The sequence below is a fragment of the Pseudomonas sp. KB-10 genome (genome assembly GCF_018221585.1).
GTDB lineage: Bacteria > Pseudomonadota > Gammaproteobacteria > Pseudomonadales > Pseudomonadaceae > Aquipseudomonas > Aquipseudomonas yangonensis.
The window spans coordinates 96,740-116,823 of sequence record NZ_QYYB01000006.1; the positions used below are offsets into that span (position 1 = coordinate 96,740).

The 20,084-nt window shown below is 63.9% G+C and carries 17 protein-coding genes; 8 read left to right on the forward strand and 9 right to left on the reverse strand.

Annotated features, from left to right (window positions below):
• Window positions 1-9 precede the first annotated feature (9 nt).
• The 3 genes from DXK50_RS17070 (at window position 10) to DXK50_RS17080 (ending at window position 2,135) form a co-directional block, all read left to right on the forward strand.
• A complete protein-coding gene (locus DXK50_RS17070) occupies window positions 10-1,176 on the forward strand; it encodes a zinc-dependent alcohol dehydrogenase (protein WP_161866851.1) in 1,167 nt (388 codons plus the stop codon).
• Between the two features lie 118 nt (window positions 1,177-1,294).
• Window positions 1,295-1,639 (forward strand): YgaP family membrane protein, encoded by a 345-nt coding sequence (locus tag DXK50_RS17075; RefSeq protein WP_161866852.1) that lies wholly within the window; start codon window positions 1,295-1,297, stop codon window positions 1,637-1,639.
• A gap of 73 nt (window positions 1,640-1,712) precedes the next feature.
• Window positions 1,713-2,135: a hypothetical protein gene (locus DXK50_RS17080; protein WP_212631152.1), complete on the forward strand. Its 423-nt coding sequence runs from the start codon at window positions 1,713-1,715 to the stop codon at window positions 2,133-2,135.
• A 280-nt stretch (window positions 2,136-2,415) separates the two neighbouring features.
• Here DXK50_RS17080 and DXK50_RS17090 read toward each other — a convergent pair whose 3' ends face one another.
• Window positions 2,416-2,796, reverse strand: coding sequence for a Rho termination factor N-terminal domain-containing protein (locus DXK50_RS17090; RefSeq protein ID WP_212631154.1), 381 nt, complete (start codon window positions 2,794-2,796; stop codon window positions 2,416-2,418).
• A 167-nt stretch (window positions 2,797-2,963) separates the two neighbouring features.
• Here DXK50_RS17090 and DXK50_RS17095 point away from each other — a divergent pair, with 167 nt between their 5' ends.
• From DXK50_RS17095 to glgB, 4 genes are all read left to right on the forward strand, one after another.
• Entirely contained in the window at window positions 2,964-3,488 is a 525-nt protein-coding gene (locus tag DXK50_RS17095) for an MgtC/SapB family protein (protein ID WP_212631155.1), read from the forward strand.
• Window positions 3,489-3,629: 141 nt separating this feature from the next.
• Window positions 3,630-5,612, forward strand: a complete 1,983-nt coding sequence (locus tag DXK50_RS17100) for an alpha-1,4-glucan--maltose-1-phosphate maltosyltransferase (protein ID WP_212631156.1) — start codon at window positions 3,630-3,632, stop codon at window positions 5,610-5,612.
• Window positions 5,613-5,628: 16 nt separating this feature from the next.
• Window positions 5,629-8,934 carry a maltose alpha-D-glucosyltransferase gene (gene treS, locus DXK50_RS17105; RefSeq protein WP_212631157.1) on the forward strand — a complete coding sequence of 1,102 codons (3,306 nt, stop codon included), beginning with the start codon at window positions 5,629-5,631 and terminating at the stop codon, window positions 8,932-8,934.
• On the forward strand, window positions 8,931-11,093 hold the full coding sequence (glgB, locus tag DXK50_RS17110) for a 1,4-alpha-glucan branching protein GlgB (protein ID WP_212631158.1): 2,163 nt from the start codon (window positions 8,931-8,933) through the stop codon (window positions 11,091-11,093). Before treS ends, glgB begins: the two co-directional genes overlap by 4 nt.
• A 166-nt stretch (window positions 11,094-11,259) precedes the next feature.
• Here the strand turns inward: glgB and DXK50_RS17115 are convergent, their stop codons facing one another.
• The 4 genes from DXK50_RS17115 to DXK50_RS17130 form a co-directional block, all read right to left on the reverse strand.
• Entirely contained in the window at window positions 11,260-11,673 is a 414-nt protein-coding gene (locus DXK50_RS17115) for a CBS domain-containing protein (protein ID WP_161866860.1), read from the reverse strand.
• Window positions 11,674-11,740: 67 nt separating this feature from the next.
• Window positions 11,741-12,511, reverse strand: a complete 771-nt coding sequence (locus DXK50_RS17120) for an alpha/beta hydrolase family protein (protein WP_212631159.1) — start codon at window positions 12,509-12,511, stop codon at window positions 11,741-11,743.
• Window positions 12,508-13,596: a DUF3182 family protein gene (locus tag DXK50_RS17125; RefSeq protein ID WP_212631160.1), complete on the reverse strand. Its 1,089-nt coding sequence runs from the start codon at window positions 13,594-13,596 to the stop codon at window positions 12,508-12,510. Before DXK50_RS17125 ends, DXK50_RS17120 begins: the two co-directional genes overlap by 4 nt.
• Window positions 13,596-14,024 (reverse strand): hypothetical protein, encoded by a 429-nt coding sequence (locus DXK50_RS17130; RefSeq protein ID WP_212631161.1) that lies wholly within the window; start codon window positions 14,022-14,024, stop codon window positions 13,596-13,598. Before DXK50_RS17130 ends, DXK50_RS17125 begins: the two co-directional genes overlap by 1 nt.
• 183 nt (window positions 14,025-14,207) lie before the next feature.
• On the opposite strand from DXK50_RS17130, the gene DXK50_RS17135 reads away from it, so the two are divergent.
• On the forward strand, window positions 14,208-16,673 hold the full coding sequence (locus tag DXK50_RS17135) for a glycogen/starch/alpha-glucan phosphorylase (protein WP_212631162.1): 2,466 nt from the start codon (window positions 14,208-14,210) through the stop codon (window positions 16,671-16,673).
• Between the two features lie 59 nt (window positions 16,674-16,732).
• Here the strand turns inward: DXK50_RS17135 and DXK50_RS17140 are convergent, their stop codons facing one another.
• The 4 genes from DXK50_RS17140 to DXK50_RS17155 all read right to left on the reverse strand — a co-directional run bounded on the left by DXK50_RS17140 (window position 16,733) and on the right by DXK50_RS17155 (window position 20,081).
• Complete coding sequence (locus DXK50_RS17140) at window positions 16,733-16,954, reverse strand: hypothetical protein (protein WP_161866865.1); 222 nt, start codon at window positions 16,952-16,954, stop codon at window positions 16,733-16,735.
• 168 nt (window positions 16,955-17,122) lie between these two features.
• Window positions 17,123-18,097 (reverse strand): lysylphosphatidylglycerol synthase domain-containing protein, encoded by a 975-nt coding sequence (locus DXK50_RS17145; protein ID WP_161866866.1) that lies wholly within the window; start codon window positions 18,095-18,097, stop codon window positions 17,123-17,125.
• Window positions 18,094-19,296 carry a cardiolipin synthase ClsB gene (clsB, locus tag DXK50_RS17150; protein WP_161866867.1) on the reverse strand — a complete coding sequence of 401 codons (1,203 nt, stop codon included), beginning with the start codon at window positions 19,294-19,296 and terminating at the stop codon, window positions 18,094-18,096. The genes DXK50_RS17145 and clsB overlap by 4 nt, the downstream gene beginning before the upstream one ends.
• Window positions 19,293-20,081 (reverse strand): endonuclease/exonuclease/phosphatase family protein, encoded by a 789-nt coding sequence (locus DXK50_RS17155; RefSeq protein WP_212631163.1) that lies wholly within the window; start codon window positions 20,079-20,081, stop codon window positions 19,293-19,295. The genes clsB and DXK50_RS17155 overlap by 4 nt, the downstream gene beginning before the upstream one ends.
• Window positions 20,082-20,084 lie beyond the last annotated feature (3 nt).

The following is a 20,084-nucleotide window of genomic DNA, read 5'->3' on the forward strand; positions in this document are numbered from 1 at the left end:
AGAAGCCTCATGCAAGCATTGACCTATCATGGCAGTCACGACGTGCGGGTGGAGCGGGTACCCGACCCGGTCATCGAGCAGCCCGACGACATCATCCTGCGGGTGACCGCTACGGCTATCTGCGGCTCGGACCTGCACCTGTACCGTGGCAAGATCCCGCAGGTAAAGGGCGGCGACATCTTCGGCCACGAATTCATGGGTGTGGTCGAGGAGGTGGGGCCGCAGGTGACGGCGGTGAGCAAGGGCGACCGGGTCATCGTGCCCTTCGTCATCGCCTGTGGCGACTGTTTCTTCTGCCAGATGGACCTGCATGCGGCCTGCGAAACCACCAATCCGGGGCGTGGGGCGATTCTCAACAAGAAGCAGATTCCTTCGGGCGCCGCACTGTTCGGCTACAGCCATTTGTATGGCGGTGTGCCGGGCGGGCAGGCGGAACTGGTGCGCGTACCCAAGGCCAATACCGGGCCGTTCAAGGTGCCGGACGTGCTCGACGACGAGCAGGTGCTGTTTCTCACCGATATCCTGCCCACCGGCTATCAGGCTGCCGTCAATGCCGGGGTCGGGCCGGGCAGTCGCGTAGCCATCTATGGCGCCGGCCCGGTCGGACTGATGAGCGCAGCCTGCGCGCGCATGCTCGGTGCCGAGCAGATATTCATGGTCGATCATCATGACTACCGCCTGGCCTATGCCCAGCAGACCTACGGCGTGATCCCGATCAACTTCGACGAAATCGATGACCCGGCCAGCGCCATCATCGAGCAGACGCCGGGGCACCGCGGCGTGGACGCAGTCATCGATGCGGTGGGCTTCGAGGCCAAGGGCAGCCTCACTGAAACGGTATTGACCACGCTCAAGCTGGAGGCCAGCAGCGGCGTGGCGCTGCGCCAGTGCATCGCGGCGGTTCGCCGCGGCGGCACGGTCAGTGTGCCGGGCGTCTACGCCGGCTTCATCCACGGCTTTCTGTTCGGCGATGCCTTCGACAAGGGGCTGACTTTCAAGATGGGCCAGACCCATGTTCACCCGTTGCTGCCGACGCTGCTGGAACACATCCAGCGCGGCGACCTGAACCCTGAAATCATCATTAGCCACCGCATGCCACTGGCCGACGCGGCGGAAGGTTATCGCCTGTTCGAGTCGCGGCGTGACCAATGCCGCAAGGTGATTCTGCGCCCCTGAAGCACGCTCGCCAGTCGGCCGCTGGCCCGATTCTCTGAACCTTTGGTGCCTGGGAGGCTTTCTAAATCTCACGGGCGCCGCAATCGGCCTTCGTCATGCAACCATCAGGAGAAACGCCATGTCATTGACCCAAAACGTCCCTCGTATTGAACGCGCCATCTCGCTCGCCACAGGCGCTACTGCCATCGTCGCCGGTGTCTGCCAGGGCGGCACTTCGGGTGTGCTCAAGGCCCTCGGCGGTGCCGCGCTGCTGCAGCGAGGCCTGAGTGGGCACTGTGTGGTCAAGGGGTTGATCAGCGACCCCAAGGCCGAACTGGAGTGCCTGCGCGAGCGCGTGGCCGAACTGCGTGCCGCACTGCCGCGCCTGCAGAAGGAAGTGGATAACTTGAAAGGGCGCCAGGATAGCCGTCTGGATCATGCCGTCGAGGAAACCTTCCCGGCCAGCGACCCGATCTCGCCATGAGCCGAACGCACGAGCGATGGCGCGAGTGCGCCGTCGCCTCGCGTGATCCTAATCGATCGAAGGAGGCATCCTCATGAAAGACAGCATCCCGGGTCCCAATCCGGACGCAATCGATGAACAGGCACTGGACTTCACCGATGACGAAGACAGCCTCGGCACCGGAGAGCCTTCGCTGCAGCAGACCGCGCGCCCCACGAGCAGCGGCGAAGATGAGATCGGCCTGACCGGCGCCGCGACGCTCGGCGAAAGCGAGCACGAGGACAACGTCAGTCTCGACGATCTGAGCCCGGATACCCTGATCGACGACAGTGGCGCTCGCTCACCGCTGGAGCGTGGTAATGACGGCGCCAACGATGAAGAGCTCAGCGTAGTGGACGAGACTCAGGTGGGCGGTGGCTTCGGCCTCGACGAAGCCGAACTGGCACGCTCGGCGCCACTCGATGGCGAGCCATGGAGCGACGACGTGGTACCCACCGATGAGGAACCCAAGCCATGAGCGCGCAAACCTGTGCGTGCCCGCACTGTGATTGTGCGGTGCAGTCTCGGCAGTGGGTCCATGAAGTCGCAGGCGATGATCTGCTCTATTGCTGCGAAGCCTGCATGCAGCGCCATCCCAAGGGCATGGTGCAGTGCCAGAGCGCCGGCTGCGATTGCGGAGAGCGCGTGGCACGTGAAAGAGAGCAGGCGCCTTAGGCGTTGAGAGGTTCACTGGAAGTACGCGTTTGCTCCCTCTCCCAATTACGGGAGAGGGGCTAGGGCACTGACAGCAGGCTCCCTCAGTCGCTGTCCTTGCGCAGCGCCTGCAGCAGTTCATCCTTACGCATGCGCGAACGCCCGGCGATGTCGCGCTTGCGCGCCAGATTCATCAGCTCGGTCTTGTTCATCGCTTCCAGACGCTGGCCAGGCCTGGGGGTGCCTTCGCGGGTGGCGGCCGCGCGCCGTGCCGACGACTTGCGTGCGGCTTCCTTGCTGTCTGCGCTGGTCGTCTTCCCGGAGCCGCCGGCCTTGTCTCCGCCGCCGGACTGCTTGTTGACCGTAGCCCAGGCCCGCGCCTCGGCTTCGTCCTGCGAAACGCCGCGTTCCTTGTAGCTATCCTCGATGTGTTCGGCCTTGCGCTTCTGCTTGGCGGTGTATTTGTCTTTGCTGCCTCGGGGCATGAGTGTTCTCCCGGTTGACCAAGGGGCCGGATTGCCTCTGGCGCTTAAAGGGGATGAATGCCTGAACGTGGATTGGTTCCCCGTTTCGGATAACCGGAGTTCGCATCGGCGAACCTCTTCGCCTGTTCATTGCTCAGAAGAAAAGCGTCTCAGGAGATTGAACGACGATGGATGTACTCGAGCGAATTCTCACCACCCTGGTGCAGGAGTTCTCCGACCTGGGCCAGGTCGAGCACATCACCCGCGCCACACTGCGCCTGGTCCTGGCCATGCTCCTGGGCGGGCTACTCGGCTACGAGCGCGAGGTCATGGGCAAGGCCGCCGGCATGCGTACGCATATGCTGGTTTGCCTTGGCGCGGCGATTTTCGTCATGGCGCTGGAGCAGGACGGCGCCGAAGCCGATGCCATGAGCCGGGTAATTCAGGGCATCGCCGCCGGTGTCGGTTTTCTCGGTGCCGGCACCATCCTCAAAGGGCAGAGCATCTCCGACGTCAAGGGCCTGACCACCGCAGCCGGACTTTGGGCTTCGGCAGCCATCGGCGTGGCGGTCGGCCTCGGGCGCGAGGCCACGGCCGTGCTGTCCACGGTGATCGTGCTGGTGGTGCTGCACCTTATGCCGCTTCTGGTCGATCCACGCGTCAAGGCTAGGCCGGATGACCAGGACGATGACAGCTCGGGTGACAAGCCCTAGGTCACTGCCTAGACAAAAACTGCCTGAACTTTTCCTGCCGCAGCAGCCTCGGAATTTTCACAGGCATAGCGTCTCACACGCTGCCGCAGACCTCCGCCAACCCTTCGAACACGTCTGCCAGGCGTAGAGGAGCCAGGAAAGATGCCATCCCAGCAGCATGCCGACCAGACCATTGCCCACGCCATTGCCCAGCCGCGCCTGGCCATCGAAGCGATACAGCCGGTCGTTGAAGGCGGCCGCTTCGCCAGCAAATGCCTATGCGGTCGACCGGTGCCGGTCAGCGCCGTGATTTTCGGCGATGGTCACGAACAACTGGCCGCCGACCTGTTGTGGCGCGCCAACGACGAGGCCACCTGGCAGCGCGCGCCCATGCAGGCCCTGGGTAATGATCGCTGGAGTGCGACCCTGTGCATCGACCAGCAGGGACGTGGCGAATTTGCCATCGAAGCCTGGCTGGACGTTTACGCCAGCTTCCGCCAGGAGCTGGTGAAAAAACTCGGTGCCGGCGTGCCGGTCGAGCTCGAACTGCAGGAGGGTGCGCAACTGGTTCGGCGCATTGCCGCGCAGGCGCCCGAGCAGTTGCGCGGCGAGCTGGCCGCACTGATCGAACGCATGGAGGCCTCGCAATCGCAGGCCGAACGTGAAGCCGTGCTGATCGATCCGTCCGTCAACGAGCTGATGCGCCGCGCCGAATACCGCCCGCATCTGCTACGTACCCCGAACTACCCGCTGGACGTCGAGCGCAGCCTGGCCGAATTCGCCAGCTGGTACGAGCTGTTTCCCCGCTCGCTGGGCGATGAGCAGCGCCACGGCACCTTCGCCGACGTGCACGCACGCATCCCGGAAATCGCCCGGATGGGCTTCGACGTGCTGTATTTCCCCCCCATCCATCCCATCGGCCGGGCGCACCGCAAGGGGCCGAACAACAGCCTCAAGGCCGGCCCCAACGACCCAGGCAGTCCCTATGCCATCGGCAGCGAGGAGGGCGGTCACGAGGCCGTGCACCCGGAGCTGGGCAGCCTCGAGGATTTCCGCCAGCTGGTCCGTGTGGCCCGCGAACACGGCCTGGAAGTGGCGCTGGATTTCGCCGTGCAGTGCTCGCCGGATCACCCCTGGCTCAAGCAGCATCCCGGCTGGTTCAGCTGGCGGCCGGACGGCAGCATTCGCCATGCCGAGAACCCGCCGAAGAAGTACGAGGACATCGTCAACGTCGAGTTCTATGCCGAAGCGGCCATGCCTGATCTCTGGCTGGCATTGCGCGACGTGGTGCTGGGCTGGGTGGAGCAGGGCGTGACGCTGTTTCGCGTCGACAACCCGCACACCAAGCCGATGCCGTTCTGGGAATGGCTGATCGCCGATGTGCGTGGACGCCACCCCGAAGTGATCTTCCTTTCCGAGGCCTTCACCCGCCCGGCGATGATGGCGCGCCTGGGCAAGCTCGGCTTCAGCCAGAGCTATACCTACTTCACCTGGCGCAACACCAAGGCCGAGTTGCAGGCCTACTTCGAGGAGCTCAATCAGCCGCCATGGCGCGATTGCTACCGGCCGAACTTCTTCGTCAACACACCGGACATCAACCCCTATTTCCTGCAGCGCAGCGGCCGCCCCGGTTTTCTCATTCGCGCCGCGCTGGCGACCATGGGCTCGGGGTTGTGGGGCATGTATTCGGGCTTCGAGCTGTGCGAGGGCGAACCGGTGCCGGGCAAGGAGGAGTACTTCGATTCGGAGAAGTACCAGCTGCGCCCGCGCGACTATCAGGCGCCCGGCAACATCAACGCCGAGATCGCCCGGCTCAACCAGATCCGCCGCGAGAACCCGGCGCTACAGACTCATCTGGGCTTTCAGGCCTACACCGCGTGGAACGACAACATCCTCTACTTCGGCAAGCGTACCGCGGACCTGAGCAACTTCATTCTGGTCGCTGTCAGCCTCGATCCGCATCACGCCCAGGAAGCGCACTTCGAATTGCCGCTATGGGAGCTGGGCCTGTCCGATGACGCCGAGCTGGCCGGCGAAGACCTGATGAACGGCCATCGCTGGACCTGGCACGGCAAGGTGCAGTGGATGCGCATCGAACCCTGGCACCTGCCATTCGGTATCTGGCGAATCCAGACCGTCCGCTGAACAAGGGAGTAGCACCATGGCCAAGCGCAGCGCCGGCAAGACCTTCCTCAACGACCCGCAGTGGTACAAGGACGCGGTGATCTATCAGGTCCACGTGAAGTCGTTCTTCGACGCCAACAATGACGGCATCGGCGATTTCCAGGGCCTGATCGACAAGCTCGACTACATTGCCGAACTCGGCGTCAACACCCTCTGGCTGCTGCCGTTCTACCCGTCGCCACGGCGCGACGACGGCTATGACATCGCCAAGTACAACGACGTCCACCCGGACTACGGCTCGCTGAGCGATGCCCGGCGCTTCATCGCCGAGGCGCACCGGCGCGGTCTGCGCGTGATCACCGAACTGGTGATCAACCACACCTCGGACCAGCACCCCTGGTTCCAGCGCGCCCGTCATGCGAAGAAGGGCTCCAAGGCGCGCGACTATTACGTCTGGTCCGACACGGACGAGAAGTACGCCGATACGCGGATCATCTTCATCGACAGCGAGAAGTCCAACTGGACCTGGGACGCGGTAGCCGGGCAGTACTTCTGGCATCGTTTCTATTCGCACCAGCCGGACCTCAACTTCGACAACCCCAAGGTGCTCGAAGCCGTGCTCGGGGTGATGCGCTTCTGGCTCGACATGGGCGTCGACGGCCTGCGCCTGGACGCCATTCCGTATCTGATCGAGCGTGACGGCACCAGCAGCGAGAACCTGCCGGAGACCCACGCGGTGCTCAAGCGCATCCGCGCCGAACTGGATGCACGTTACCCGGATCGCCTGTTGCTGGCCGAAGCCAACCAGTGGCCGGAAGATACCCGTCCGTACTTTGGCGAGGATGACGAATGCCACATGGCCTTCCATTTCCCGCTGATGCCGCGCATGTACATGGCCATCGCTCAGGAAGACCGCTTTCCGATCACCGACATCCTGCGCCAGACCCCGGAAATTCCGCCCAACTGCCAGTGGGCGATCTTCCTGCGCAACCACGACGAGCTGACCCTGGAAATGGTCACCGACGACGAGCGCGATTACCTGTGGAACTACTACGCTGCCGACAGCCGTGCGCGTATCAACCTCGGCATCCGCCGGCGACTGGCGCCGCTGGTGGGACGTGACCGCCGGCGCATCGAGCTGCTCAACAGCCTGCTGCTGTCGATGCCCGGCACGCCGACGCTGTATTACGGCGACGAGATCGGCATGGGCGACAACATCTACCTCGGCGACCGCGACGGCGTGCGCACCCCGATGCAATGGTCGGTGGACCGCAACGGCGGCTTCTCCCGCGCCGACCCGGCGAGCCTGGTACTGCCGCCGATCATGGATCCGCTGTACGGCTACCAGACCATCAACGTCGAGGCGCAGGCGCGCGATCCGCATTCGCTGCTCAACTGGACGCGGCGCATGCTCGCCATCCGCAACCAGCACAAGGCCTTCGGCCGGGGCTCGCTGACGATGTTGACGCCGAGCAACCGGCGCATCCTCGCCTACCTGCGCGGCTACACCAACGAGCAGGGTCATGAAGAGCAGATTCTCTGCGTAGCCAATCTCTCCAGCGCGGCTCAGGCCGTCGAGCTGGAACTGGCCGACTACTGCGACCGGGTGCCGGTGGAGATGATCGGCGGCGCCTCGTTCCCGCCCATTGGCCAGCTCACCTACCTGCTGACCCTGCCGCCGTATGGTTTCTACTGGTTCTACCTGGCCGATGCGTCGCAGATGCCCAGCTGGCACCTCAAGCCGGTGGAGCGCATGCCGGAGCTGCAGACCCTGGTGCTCGGCCGTGCCCTGAGCGAAGTGATGGGTGAGCGCTCGCGACAGACCCTGGAGCGCGAATCGTTGCCGCTCTATCTGCCCAAGCGCCGCTGGTTCGCCGGGGAGCAGCGACCGTCCGGCGCAGTGAGCCTGCTTTACGTGATGCCGTTGGCTGACGGAGCGAACGCCCCTCTGCTGGCCGAGGTGCAGGTCAAGGGCGCGTCCGGCGTCGAGCATTACCGCGTGCCACTGGCAGCAGTGCCCGAGCGCGCCGAAGGCAATGATTTACCGCAACAACTGGCGCTGGCCCGACTGCGCCGGGGCCGGCATGTCGAGCTGCTGACCGATGCCTTCAGCCTGCCGCAGTTCAGCCAGCAGGTGCTGCGCCTGTTGCGGGAGCAGGCGGTGCTGCGTAGCGCTGCCGGTGAACTGCAGTTCCGCGCGGAGGCGGCGCTGCTAGCGCTCGGAGACCTCGACGGGAACGATTTCAAGTTGCTCTCGGCTGAGCAGTCCAACAGTTCGGCGCTGCTTGGCGGGCAACTCCTGCTCAAGCTGCTGCGCCGCGGCTTCCCCGGTATCCATCCGGAGGTGGAGATGGGCCGTTTCCTCAGCGATCACGGCTACGCCAATGTCGCGCCGTTTCTCGGCGAGGTGGTGCGGGTCGACGAGAGCGGCCAGCCCCATACCCTGATGGTGGTGCAGAGCTATCTGGACAACCAGGGCGATGCCTGGCAATGGACGCTCAACACCCTGGACCGGGCGATCCGCGATGAACTGGCCGGCGGCACCGCCGACCCTGATGTCGATGCGCTGGGCGAACTGGAACGATTCGCTGGCGTGCTGGGCAGACGCGTCGGTGAAATGCATGCGGTACTGGCGCGGCCGGTGGAGAATCCGGACTTCGGTTACCAGCTCAGCGCCGAGCAGGACAGCGCCCGCTGGGCCGAATCCATCACTGCGCAACTGCAGGAAGCCTTGCAGGCCCTGAGTCGCCAGCGTGACGCTCTAAGCCCGGCGACTGCCGAGCAAGCCGACTGGCTGCTGGCCAGGGAAAAACCCTTGCTGCAAGCCGTTGCCCGCCTGGCCACCCAGGCCGCTGGCGGCCTGCGTATTCGCGTGCATGGCGACCTGCATCTGGGCCAGGTGCTGGTGGTGCAGGGCGATGCCTACATCATCGACTTCGAGGGCGAGCCCAACCGCTCGCTGGAGGAGCGCCGCCAGCGCCACAGTCCATTCAAGGATGTCGCCGGCATGCTGCGTTCCTTCGACTACGCCGCCGCCGTCGTGCAGCGCAACGGTGGTGGTGTGGAGGGCGCCGTGGATGCCCAGCAGGTGGTAAGGGGCGTGGTCGCGCGCTACCGCGAGCAGTCGTGCACTGCCTTCCTCGACGCCTATCGCCTGGCTGCCAGCGGGCTACCTCACGAGTGGTATGAACGCGACGGTGAGGGCGCTGCCCTCGACCTGTTCTGCCTGGAAAAGGCTGTCTATGAAATCGTTTACGAAAGCGGCCACCGCCCCGACTGGATCGATGTCCCGCTCCGGGGGCTGGTGGATCTTGCTCATCAATTGCCAGGAGTGCGAACGTGAATCAGAACAGAGTGCAGCGCCTTCAGCGCGCAGAGGACGGCGATCCGTTCAGCTTCCTCGGCCCCCATGCCCAGGGCGACGAAACCCTGGTACGGGTCTGGCTGCCCGGTGCCGATGCCGTGGACCTGCTGGGCAGCGATGGCTCGCCGCTGGGGCGCATGCACTGCAGCGACCCGGACGGCCTGTTCGAGCTGCCGCTGCCGCAGGCGCAGCGCTACCTTCTGCGCATCCACTGGCCGGGCAGCGTGCAGGAGACGGAAGATCCCTATGCTTTCGGCCCGCTGCTGGGTGATACCGATCTCTACCTGTTCGCCGAAGGCAACCACCGCCAGCTATGGCGCTGCCTGGGCTCCGCTGCGGTGGAGCATGAAGGTGTACCTGGCGTGCGCTTCGCCGTCTGGGCGCCCAACGCACGGCGGGTTTCGGTGGTCGGCGACTTCAACAGCTGGGACGGCCGTCGTCATCCCATGCGCCTGCGCTACCCGGCGGGCGTGTGGGAACTGTTCATCCCACGCCTGCAGCCGGGCGAATGCTACAAGTATGAAATCCTCGGCCCGCAAGGCGTACTGCCGTTGCGCGCCGACCCCATGGCTCAGGCCACCGAGATGCCGCCGGCCACCGCGTCGCGCGTCCCTCAAAGCGAGGCTTTCGCCTGGCAGGACCAGCAGTGGATGAGTGAACGCGAGCAACGCCATGCGCCGCAGGCACCGCTGGCGATCTATGAGCTGCATGCCGGTTCCTGGCAATGGCAGGACGATCGGATGCCGGACTGGGACGAACTGGCCGAGCGGCTGATTCCCTATGTGCAGGATATGGGGTTCAGCCATATCGAGCTGATGCCGATCATGGAGCATCCCTTCGGGGGCTCCTGGGGCTATCAGCCGCTGTCGATGTTCGCACCCACCGCACGTTTCGGCAGCCCGCAGCGCTTCGCGGCCTTCGTCGACCGCTGCCACCGTGCGGGCATCGGTGTGATCCTCGACTGGGTGCCGGGACACTTCCCCAACGATGCCCACGGCCTTGCCGAGTTCGACGGCACCGCGTTGTACGAGTACGCGCATCCGTTCGAGGGTTTTCACCCGGACTGGAATACCTGCATCTACAACCTCGGCCGTACCGAGGTGCACGGCTTCATGTTGGCCAGCGCCCTGTACTGGCTGCGCGAGTACCACGTCGACGGCCTGCGCGTGGATGCGGTGGCGTCGATGCTCTATCGCGACTATTCGCGAGAAGCGGGTCAGTGGATTCCCAACCGTCACGGCGGGCGCGAGAACCTGGAGGCCGTCGAATTCCTCCAGCATCTCAACGAGGTGGTGCGTAGCGAAGTGTCCGGAGCACTGATGATCGCCGAGGAATCCACTGCCTGGCCCGGCGTCAGCCGTCCGGTGCAGCAGGGCGGCCTGGGTTTCAGCCACAAGTGGAACATGGGCTGGATGAACGACAGCCTGAGTTACATCCAGCAGGACCCGCTGTACCGCCTGCACCATCACCACCAGATAACCTTTGGCTTGCACTACGCTTTTTCCGAGCGTTTCATCCTGCCGATCTCCCATGATGAGGTGGTGCACGGCAAGCGCTCGCTGCTTGGGCGCATGCCCGGCGATCGCTGGCAGCAGTTCGCCAACCTGCGCCTGTTCCTTGCGCTGATGTGGAGTCATCCGGGCAAGAAGCTGCTGTTCATGGGCTGCGAGTTCGGCCAATGGCGCGAGTGGAACCATGACCAGCAACTGGATTGGTACCTGCTGCAGTATCCCGAACATACTGCCGTCCAGGCGCTGTTGCGTGAGCTGAATCGTCTGTATCGCGAAGAGCCGGCGCTGCACCGACTCGATGATCAGGACAGTGGTTTTCAATGGGTGATCGGAGATGATGCGCGCAACAGCGTATTCGCCTGGCTGCGCCAGGGCGGCGAGGGCTGCGCGCCACTGCTGGTAGTGCACAATTTCACCCCGCAGGTACTCGATGGCTACCGTATCGGTGTGCCTTGCGCAGGGAAATGGCAAGTACTGCTCAATACCGATGAGCGCCGCTGGAGTGGCTCGGGCGCAGGTAGCGAAGGTGAGCTGCACACGGAGCAACTGGCTGCTCACGGCCAGCCCGATTCGCTGAATCTGCAGCTACCGCCGTTGGGGGCACTGATTCTGCGACCTGCCCAATAGCATCGCCGCTGAAGCGCCTCCCACAAAGGGCGAGTGATGACTCTGCTCTCATAGTGGGAGGGGCTTTCGGCTCGGGCATCCCGCTTCGATTTACATCCTGCATCCCTGCAATCGTAACCGCGAGCATCACTGCCGAAGGCCCTCCCATGGAGGTGGTGATTATCGGTCAGTGCGCGGAGGTGACCCCGCGCAGCACGGTATCGTTTGCCATGCGGCTGTGACCGGAGGCGATATTGCCCAGCGAGACCACGCCCACCAGGCGTTTCTCGCGATTGAGTACGGGCAGCCTGCGTACCTGAATGTCGGCCATGTTGGCGGCCACATGTTCGACATCTTCGTCATCGAAGCAATAGCGCACGTTGCTGCTCATCACCTGACGCACCGGGGTGTTGCCGTCCAGGCCGGCGGCTACGGCGCGCACGGCGATGTCGCGGTCGGTGATCATGCCGATCAGGCGGTCGCCTTCGTTGATCAGCAGCGCGCCGCTGTCGATGTCGGCCATCAGCGTGGCGGCCTCACGGATGCTGCGCTCGGGGTCGAGAGTGCGGACGTTACGAGTCATGATCTTGCTGATTTTCATCGGTGTCTCCTGTTGCAGTTGAGGGGCGAATGCCCATGGCGAACCGCGGCGAGCAGAGCACGGCGATTCAGGAATAGCGCACCAGGTGGTGCGGGTAGTTGCCTACCCGTGCGCCTACCACCATCTCGCTGACCCAGTCGATCAGGATGCGCGTGTAGGCTTGCTGATGACGGTCCTCGCTGAGCCCATGGTCGGCGTCGGCCATGATGCGGTGGGTCAGCGAATGCGCCTTGTCGAAGGCATTGCGGTAACTCATCAGCGTGGTGTGCGGGACGAAGTCGTCATGCTCGGATTCCACCAGCAACACATCACCGTGAAATTCGGAACAGGCGGCCAGCGCCAGGTTGTCTTGCGGGCGCAGCGGTGTGCGGCGATACTCGGCCAGGCGGGCGACGTCCAGCTGACGCTTGGGCAGTTGCCATTGGTCATCCCAGTAGAGCGCTGGCACCCGCAGGGCCAGCCAGCGCACCGGGCGACGCACGCTCAGCAACGTGGCGAGATAGCCGCCATAGCTGGTGCCGATGACCGCGATACACTCGGGGTCGACCGCTTCGTGCGCGGCCAGCAGGTCATAGGCGGCGAGAATGTCGGCCAGGTTGTCCTCTCGCGATACCTGCTCCTGCGCTTCGATGTTGCGTTCATGCCCGCGCAAATCGAAGGTCAGGCACACGCAGCCCAGCCCGGCAATACCGCGGGCGCGCGCCAGGTCACGTTGCTGGCTGCCGCCCCAGCCGTGCACAAAAAGCACACCGGGAACCTTATTGGGTGGCGTCACCAGGGTTCCGGCGATGTGCTGATCACCCACCAGAATGTCCAGGCTCTGACTGCAGGCACTCATAACGGCCCCACCTTGACGTATTTGGCCAACGGGCCGTCCTCACTGTCCTGACCCTGATACAGGCAAATGGAGCCTGCCGGCGGCGGTACATCCTGATAGAACTCATGGGTCGAGGCCTGCAGCGTTTGCAGCTGCGCGTCGTTCATGAACGCCTCCAGGGCGAAGATTTCCGCCGCACTGGCGCCACCGACGCGCCAGGATTGTTCCAGCACGCCGCTGCGAGACTGTCCCCGCGCATTCAATCCCTGAGCGACATCGTAGTTGCGCCGCGACGCCTGGATCGACGGGTAGACCTCCAGTGCCGCCAGCTCGAAGATGCGTGCCTGCTGCACGGCCAGGCGTACGGGGCGCGGAAGATCGAGGGTCATCAGAGCCAGATAGTCGCCGCGCACCAGTGTCAGTCGCGAGCCGCCATAAACCTGGTTACCGTGACCGTCATCGGTCAGCTGCTGGGTGCCGTGGTAACTCAGGGTTACCCCAGCCACACGGATCTGGCCGACGCTGAAGGTGCTGGGCTGTTGCAGGTCTTCTTCCAGCACCAGGCCCTGATCCATCACACGATCTTCATCGAGCGCCGCCAGTGCGTTGTCCAGCTCGGTGGGCGTCCGCACCACCTGCTGGCCTCGGCCGCCGGTACCGTCCACCGGTTTCAGGCGAATCGGCCCTTCGCGCAACAGGCGTTGCCCGGCCTCGGCCGCGTCCTCCAGATCGAAGACGCTGAAGCCCGGCAAGGTAACGCTCTCGACCTGTCGGGCGAAACGTTCTGACCAGCCCACAGGCAGGTGGCGAGGGGCGTCGAGACTCGGGTGGCTGATGGCCTTGGTGGCGAGAAAGGCATGCTCGACCTGGCCGCCGAAGAAATCCTCCGGCCCTTCGATGCCCAACGAGCCGACGTCGCCGACCAGAGTGTCCTCGGGCAGGAAATAGTGGCGCCCGCGAATCTGGGTGCCTGGCTGATGAGGTCCCAGGAAGGGGCAATCGAGCAGCACGGCCAGCTTCTCGCCGAGCTGACGTTGCACCATGCGCTCATGGGCCATGTGTGGAACGGTGCCAGGTAGCAATAGCAGCCCGTTATAAGCACCCATCATCGGTCCCGCCAGGTGCCGCCGGCACTTTCGCAGTCGATACGCACCTGTTTCAGATCGCCCGCTCGGTAATAGTGAGTGACCACCTTGGCCTGGTTGGGTACGGACGGGCGCGGCTCGCCCTGATCATCGTCACCGGAGCGGTAGTTGGCCAGAGTTGCCTGGGTCAGTGCGGCTTCGCATGTGCCCAGCTTGGCTTCGGCACAACTGGCCACCTTGCGTTGGTCGGTGTTGAGCATGTCATCGGCTTCGTTGTGGCACGACCAGTCAATGGCGCCCTCGTCCATGCCGGTGAATTCGTAGCAGAACTCCTGCGCGACCTCGGCAATGGCATCGCTGGAAGTCCGGGCGCTGACGTAGCAGGCTTCGGCCAGGGCGTCGCCGGCTGCCAGCGCGCCGAGCAGAAGGCCGGGAATGATGGCTCGCATGATTTTCTCCTCAACAATGGCGTCCTTGAGTTGTGAGGGGAGCCGCCAACTCGAAGTTCAGGCTTTTTGATCAGTGGGGAGGGGCAGAAAACCTGAACTCATCGACGCTGCGAAGGCCACAAAGAAAAGCCGAACCCATCGCTTCGGCTGTAATCAACGCGACGCGCGCGTAAGGGGATCGATATGAGCGAATCGCACGGCGAGACCGAAAGTGCTGTAACACAGTTCAAGGCGGCCATTCTGGCCAAGCTGCGCTACGCAGTGGGCAAGGACCCAAGTACCGCCTTCGACCATGACTGGTTCGAGGCATTGGCTCTGGCCACCCGCGACCACATGATCGACCGCTGGGAAGAGTCCTCCGCTCAGGTCGAGCGCCAGGGCGCCAAGCGTATCTATTACCTGTCTCTGGAATTCCTGATCGGCCGGCTGCTGGTGGATAACCTGAGCAATCTCGGTCTGCTCGATACGGCCCGCCAGGCCATGGCCGAACTCGGTGTCGAACTCGAACGCATCCGCGTTGTGGAACCAGATGCGGCGCTGGGCAACGGCGGGCTCGGCCGTCTCGCCGCCTGCTTCATGGAGAGCATGGCGACCCTGCGCCTGGCCGCCCATGGTTACGGCATCCGCTATGAACATGGCCTGTTCCGCCAGGCCATAATCGATGGCTGGCAGGCCGAACAGACCGAAACCTGGCTCGACTTCGGCAACCCCTGGGAATTCGAACGCCCGGAGGTGGCCTATCGCATCGGTTTTGGTGGCGGCGTGACGACTCTGGACGATGGCTCCGGTACTACACGGCTGCAGTGGCAGCCGCAGGAGACGGTGCGCGCCATTGCTTACGATACGCCGGTGGTGGGCTGGCGCGGCGCGTCGGTCAATACCTTGCGGCTGTGGCGTGCGCGCCCCGAAGAGGACCTGCAGCTGGACCGCTTCAATGCTGGCGACCACTTCGGCGCCGTAGCCGGTGAGGTCCGCGCTGAAAGTATCTCGCGCGTGCTCTATCCGGCCGACGATACCGAGGCCGGCCAAGAGCTGCGCCTGCGTCAGGAGTACTTTCTGGTTTCCGCCTCGCTGCAGGATCTGCTCGAGCGCCATTTGCGCTTGCATGACGGTCTGGAGTGCCTACCGCAGCACGTGGCGATCCAGCTCAACGATACCCACCCGGCCATCGCGGTGGTCGAGCTGATGCGCCTGCTGGTGGATGAACATCGCATGCCCTGGGCGCAAGCCTGGCAGCTGACGGTGGCGACCACCGCCTATACCAACCACACCCTGCTGCCGGAAGCGCTGGAGTCCTGGCCGGTGGCGCTGATGGAGCGTCTGCTACCGCGGCATCTGCAAATTATCTATCTGATCAATGCCGAGCATATCGATGCGTTGCGCGCGAAAGACATTCACGACTTCCGTCTGCTGCGTGCGGTGTCGTTGATCGAGGAGGATCATGGCCGTCGCGTACGTATGGGCAACCTGGCGTTTCTCGGTGCGCACAGCATCAACGGGGTTTCCGCGCTGCATACCCGGCTGATGCGCGATACGGTGTTTCGCGACCTGCACCGGCTGTACCCCGATCGGGTGAACAACAAGACCAATGGCGTGACCTTCCGCCGCTGGCTGTTTCAGGTCAATCCGGGGCTTACTCATTTGCTGGTGGACGCCTTGGGCGAGCCGGTGCTGCAGCGCCCCGAGGAGCACCTCAGGGAGCTGGAGCCTTACGCAGAGCGCCAGGACTTTCGCGATGAGTACGCGCTATGCCGCCAGCGCAGCAAGGAAGCCTTGGCCGAGCGGGTGCGGCAACTGCTGGGGATCAATCTCGACACCACCGCCATCTTCGACGTGCACGTCAAACGCATTCACGAATACAAACGTCAGCTCCTCAACCTGCTGCACACCGTGGCCTTGTATCAGGCCATCCGCAACGATCCGACCACCGACTGGGCGCCGCGGGTGAAGATCTTCGCCGGCAAGGCAGCGGCCAGTTATCGCCAGGCCAAGCTGATCATCAAACTGGCCAATGACATCAGCCGCACCATCAATGACGATCCCACCGTACGTGGATTGCTCAAGGTGGTGTTCATTCCCAACTACAACGTCAGCCTGGCCGAATCCATCATTCCCGCGGCCGACCTGTCCGAGCAGATTTCCACTGCCGGACTGGAAGCCTCGGGCACTAGCAACATGAAGTTCGCCCTCAACGGCGCGCTGACCATCGGTACCCTGGACGGTGCCAACGTGGAAATGAGCGAGCAGGTCGGCGATGAGCATATGTTCATCTTCGGCATGACTGCCCAGCAGGTGGCTGCCCGTCAGCGCCTGGGCCTTGACATGGGCGACGTGGTCGCCGATTCCGAGCGGCTGGAGGCCGCGCTCGGCGCCATCCGGGCCGGCGTATTCTCGCCGGACGATCCGTCGCGTTACGTGGGGTTGGTCGATTCGTTGCTGTACGAAGACCGCTTCATGGTCTGCGCCGACTTCGATGCGTACTGGAAGGCGCAGCGCCAGGTCGATCAACGCTGGCAGCGGCCCGAACACTGGTGGCGTTCGGCTGTGCTCAATACCGCGCGCATGGGCTGGTTCTCCTCTGATCGCACCATCGCCGAATACGCCCGGGACATCTGGCAGGTGCCGCTGCCGCCTCGTGAAGGGGACTGAGGCCTGCAGCCGGTTCAACCTCTGCTGCTCAAGATGCGCAGCAGAGGTTGAACGGGTACTCAGCGCTGCACGCGGTGCGCGGGTGTCGTGCCGCTTTTCTTCGGGTGCAGGATGCGCGTGACCTGCACGTCGGTGAACTCATTGGGCCACTCGAAGGTGTGCAGGGCACTGAGGTAGTGGCGCGCCTGGTCTGGCGTGAGCTGCTCGCGGTCCGACTCGACTTCGACGCTGTGTGGCTGGTTATGCAGGATGTAGCTGATCAGATGCAGTGGCTTGGCCATGGTATGCCTCCGGTTTTGCTGAGTAATGTGTGATAGACCAGACCTTCACGCTCGCAAGTTCCCGCTATCCGCCAGATGGTGCTTCCCCGGGCCTGCTTATGCGCACCAGCCTCGCGCCTTGACCGGGTGGCGAAGGCACAGGCTGCGTCGGTACGGGCTTTACTGGCGCTAACCGGGCTGGGTTTCGGCCGTTTGCTCACCGCGCTTGCGCAGGGTTTTCGCGCGTTTCTCCAGCACCAGATAGGTGACGCTGGCCACCAGCAGCGGCAGCAGGTAATAGAGCACGCGATAGGCGAGCAGGGCGGCGATCAGGCTGGCCTGGCTGTACTGGTGTTGCAGCAGGGCGAGAAACACTGCTTCAAGCACGCCAAGTCCGGCAGGAATGTGCGCCACCACCGCCGCCATGCAACTGATCAGCAGCACGCCGAGCACGGAAGGGTAGGAGGCGCCGTCCGGCAGCAGCCAGAAGATCAAAGCCGCCATCAGCGCCCAGTTGCTGGCACCCAGGCACAGCTGCAGCAGCGCCATCTTCAGCGAGGGCAGGGTGATCGCACGTTCGCGCAAGTGCCACACGCGTTGCCGGGCAAAGGCGCAGATGCCGATGTAGGCGCTTACCACCCCCAGCAGAGCGAATCCCAGCAATTGCAGGCCGGTGACGCCCAACCCCCAGTTGTCGGGTAGCTGCACCAGGCGCAGGGAGAAGATCACTCCGGCCAACGCCATATAGCCAGTCCAGTTGGTCAGCAGGCTGAGGCTGAGAATGCGCGTCACCGTCGAGGCGCTCAGGCCCAGACGCATGTACAGCCGGTAGCGCATGGCCACGCCGCCGATCCAGGTGGTGAAGTTGAGGTTGAAGGCGTAACAGACCATCGCCACCGGCATGACCTGACGCGCCGGCAACTGGTGCCGGCTGTACCGGCGGCCGAGTAGGTCATAGCCGCTGAACACCACATAACTGGCGAAGGCGATCAGCACTCCAACCAGCAGAGTCTGTGCACTGTAATCACTGAGCGACTGGCGTACTTCGCCCCAGTCCAGATTGCGTATCAGCATGTACAGCAATGCCGGCACCGCCAGGAGGAAGAACAGGGTCAGTGCGCGTTTGCCCCAGCGCATCCAGGGGTTGTTCTGAGCACTGTTCATCCGGTTTTTTCCTCTTCGTAGCCGCTGACCTTTTCGGCAGGCTCCAGCGGTTTCAGTCTTTTGCGGTGCGCTGGCAGCCAGCCGGCGATAGCCGGGAAGCGGCGCAGAAAGTGAAAGCACAGGAACACAATCGGCGCGCGCCACCAGTAGCCGCGTATCACGCGTTCGAGCTCGATGCGTTTGCAGTGCGCGGCCGAAAGCTGGGTCAGGTGCTCGTAAAGGTACTGGTTGAACGGCCGGTCACGGATCACCAGGTTGGCTTCCAGGTTCAGCGCCAGGCTCAGTGGGTCGAGATTGCTCGAGCCCACCGTGGACCAGTCGTCGTCCACCAGCGCCACCTTGCCGTGCAGCGGGCGCTGGCAGTATTCGTAGACCACCACGTTGTGGCGCAGCAGGTAGTTGTAGAGCAGGCGAGAGAAAGCCTGGACCCAGCGCATGTCCGGCTGCCCCTGAAGGATCAGCGTTACCTCCACGCCGCGTTGCGCCGCGTTGCGCAAGGCGCGCAGCACGCGGTAACCGGGAAAGAAATAGGCGTTGGCGATTACCACGCGCTTGCGTGCGGATTCGAACGCACGCAGGTGTTCATCCTCGATATCGGTGGTGTGGCGCTCGTTGTCACGCTCGAGCAGCATCACCCGCGCATCGCCCATCGGCTTTCTGGAGGGTTGAGCAGGGCTCGGTTCGCTGACGGCAGGACGCAGCAGTCGCAGCATGGCCACGTGCAGATCGCTGACGACAGGGCCCATGACCTCGACGGCATAGTCCTGCTTGGCCATCTCGCCGAAGTCGCCGAGATGATCGGCCGAGTAGTTGATACCGCCGACGAAGGCGCGCTCACCGTCGATCACCACCAGCTTGCGATGCAGACGCCGGAACAGGTTGGTGCGCATGCCCAGGTGCCTTGGGCTGGGATCGAAGACATGGATCTTCACCCCTTCGCGGGTCAGCGCGGCGACGTACTCGTGCTGCAGGTCGGCGGTGCCGTAGCCGTCCACGGCAATGACCACGCGCACGCCGCGCCGCGCCGCCTCGATCAGCACTTGCTGCAGTTCGAGGCCGACCTTGTCCTCACGGATGATGAAGGTCTCGAGCAACACTTCGATGCGTGCCGCGCGGATGCATTCGAACACGCGCGGGTAATAGCCTTCGCCATTGATCAGCAGGCGCAGCTGGTTGCCGTCTCGCCATATGCCGCTCACAGATGAATCTCCGCTGCCAGTGGCGCGTGGTCGGACAGGTGCGACCAGGGCCGGGTAGACAACACCTGCGGCTCATGCGCCGTGGCGTTGCGGGTGTAGATACGGTCCAGGCGCAGCAGCGGCATGCGCGCCGGGAAACTGCGTGCGGGCTTGCCGAGGCGATGTTCGAAGGCTTCGCGCAGGCCGTGCGGTGCCAGCTGTTCGTCCGCACGCAGGCGCCAATCGTTGAAGTCGCCGGCAACGATCACTGGTGCGTCCGGGTCGAAAGTGGCCAGCAGGTCGAGCAGCAAGCCCATCTGCTGACGGCGATGCGCCTCACGCAGGCCCAGATGCACGCATACCGCGTGCACAGCGTTCTGCCCCGGCACGTCCAGGCGACAATGCAGCAGACCGCGCTGCTCGGTGCCGCTGACCGTCACGTCGAGGTTGTGGTGTTCGACGATGGGAAAGCGCGAGAGCAGGGCGTTGCCGTGGTCTCCGGCCGGGTAAACGGCATTGCGTCCGTAGGCGAACTGCGGCCACATGCTGTCGGCGAGAAATTCGTACTGCGGCACGCTGGGCCAGTCATGGAAGCGCTTGGCGTGCAGGGCATGATTGCCGAGCACCTCCTGCAGGAATACCAGATCGGACCCTGTGGCCTGCACGGCGCTGCGCAGCTCCGGCAGGATGAAACGTCGGTTGAGAGCGGTGAAGCCCTTGTGCGTGTTGATCGTCAGCACGCGCAGGCACTTGACCGGCGTCACGCGGTCGATGATCACCTCCGGTTTGGCAATGGTGTTGTTCATCTT

Excerpts from the sequence above, each read along its gene's own strand:
- DXK50_RS17070 (WP_161866851.1), top strand. The coding sequence starts at position 10 with ATGCAAGCATTGACCTATCATGGCAGTCACGACGTGCGGGTGGAGCGG.
- DXK50_RS17075 (WP_161866852.1), top strand. The coding sequence starts at position 1,295 with ATGTCATTGACCCAAAACGTCCCTCGTATTGAACGCGCCATCTCGCTC.
- DXK50_RS17080 (WP_212631152.1), top strand. The coding sequence starts at position 1,713 with ATGAAAGACAGCATCCCGGGTCCCAATCCGGACGCAATCGATGAACAG.
- DXK50_RS17090 (WP_212631154.1), bottom strand. The coding sequence starts at position 2,796 with ATGCCCCGAGGCAGCAAAGACAAATACACCGCCAAGCAGAAGCGCAAG.
- DXK50_RS17095 (WP_212631155.1), top strand. The coding sequence starts at position 2,964 with ATGGATGTACTCGAGCGAATTCTCACCACCCTGGTGCAGGAGTTCTCC.
- DXK50_RS17100 (WP_212631156.1), top strand. The coding sequence starts at position 3,630 with ATGCCATCCCAGCAGCATGCCGACCAGACCATTGCCCACGCCATTGCC.
- treS (WP_212631157.1), top strand. The coding sequence starts at position 5,629 with ATGGCCAAGCGCAGCGCCGGCAAGACCTTCCTCAACGACCCGCAGTGG.
- DXK50_RS17115 (WP_161866860.1), bottom strand. The coding sequence starts at position 11,673 with ATGAAAATCAGCAAGATCATGACTCGTAACGTCCGCACTCTCGACCCC.
- DXK50_RS17120 (WP_212631159.1), bottom strand. The coding sequence starts at position 12,511 with ATGAGTGCCTGCAGTCAGAGCCTGGACATTCTGGTGGGTGATCAGCAC.
- DXK50_RS17125 (WP_212631160.1), bottom strand. The coding sequence starts at position 13,596 with ATGGGTGCTTATAACGGGCTGCTATTGCTACCTGGCACCGTTCCACAC.
- DXK50_RS17130 (WP_212631161.1), bottom strand. The coding sequence starts at position 14,024 with ATGCGAGCCATCATTCCCGGCCTTCTGCTCGGCGCGCTGGCAGCCGGC.
- DXK50_RS17135 (WP_212631162.1), top strand. The coding sequence starts at position 14,208 with ATGAGCGAATCGCACGGCGAGACCGAAAGTGCTGTAACACAGTTCAAG.
- DXK50_RS17140 (WP_161866865.1), bottom strand. The coding sequence starts at position 16,954 with ATGGCCAAGCCACTGCATCTGATCAGCTACATCCTGCATAACCAGCCA.
- DXK50_RS17145 (WP_161866866.1), bottom strand. The coding sequence starts at position 18,097 with ATGAACAGTGCTCAGAACAACCCCTGGATGCGCTGGGGCAAACGCGCA.
- DXK50_RS17155 (WP_212631163.1), bottom strand. The coding sequence starts at position 20,081 with ATGAACAACACCATTGCCAAACCGGAGGTGATCATCGACCGCGTGACG.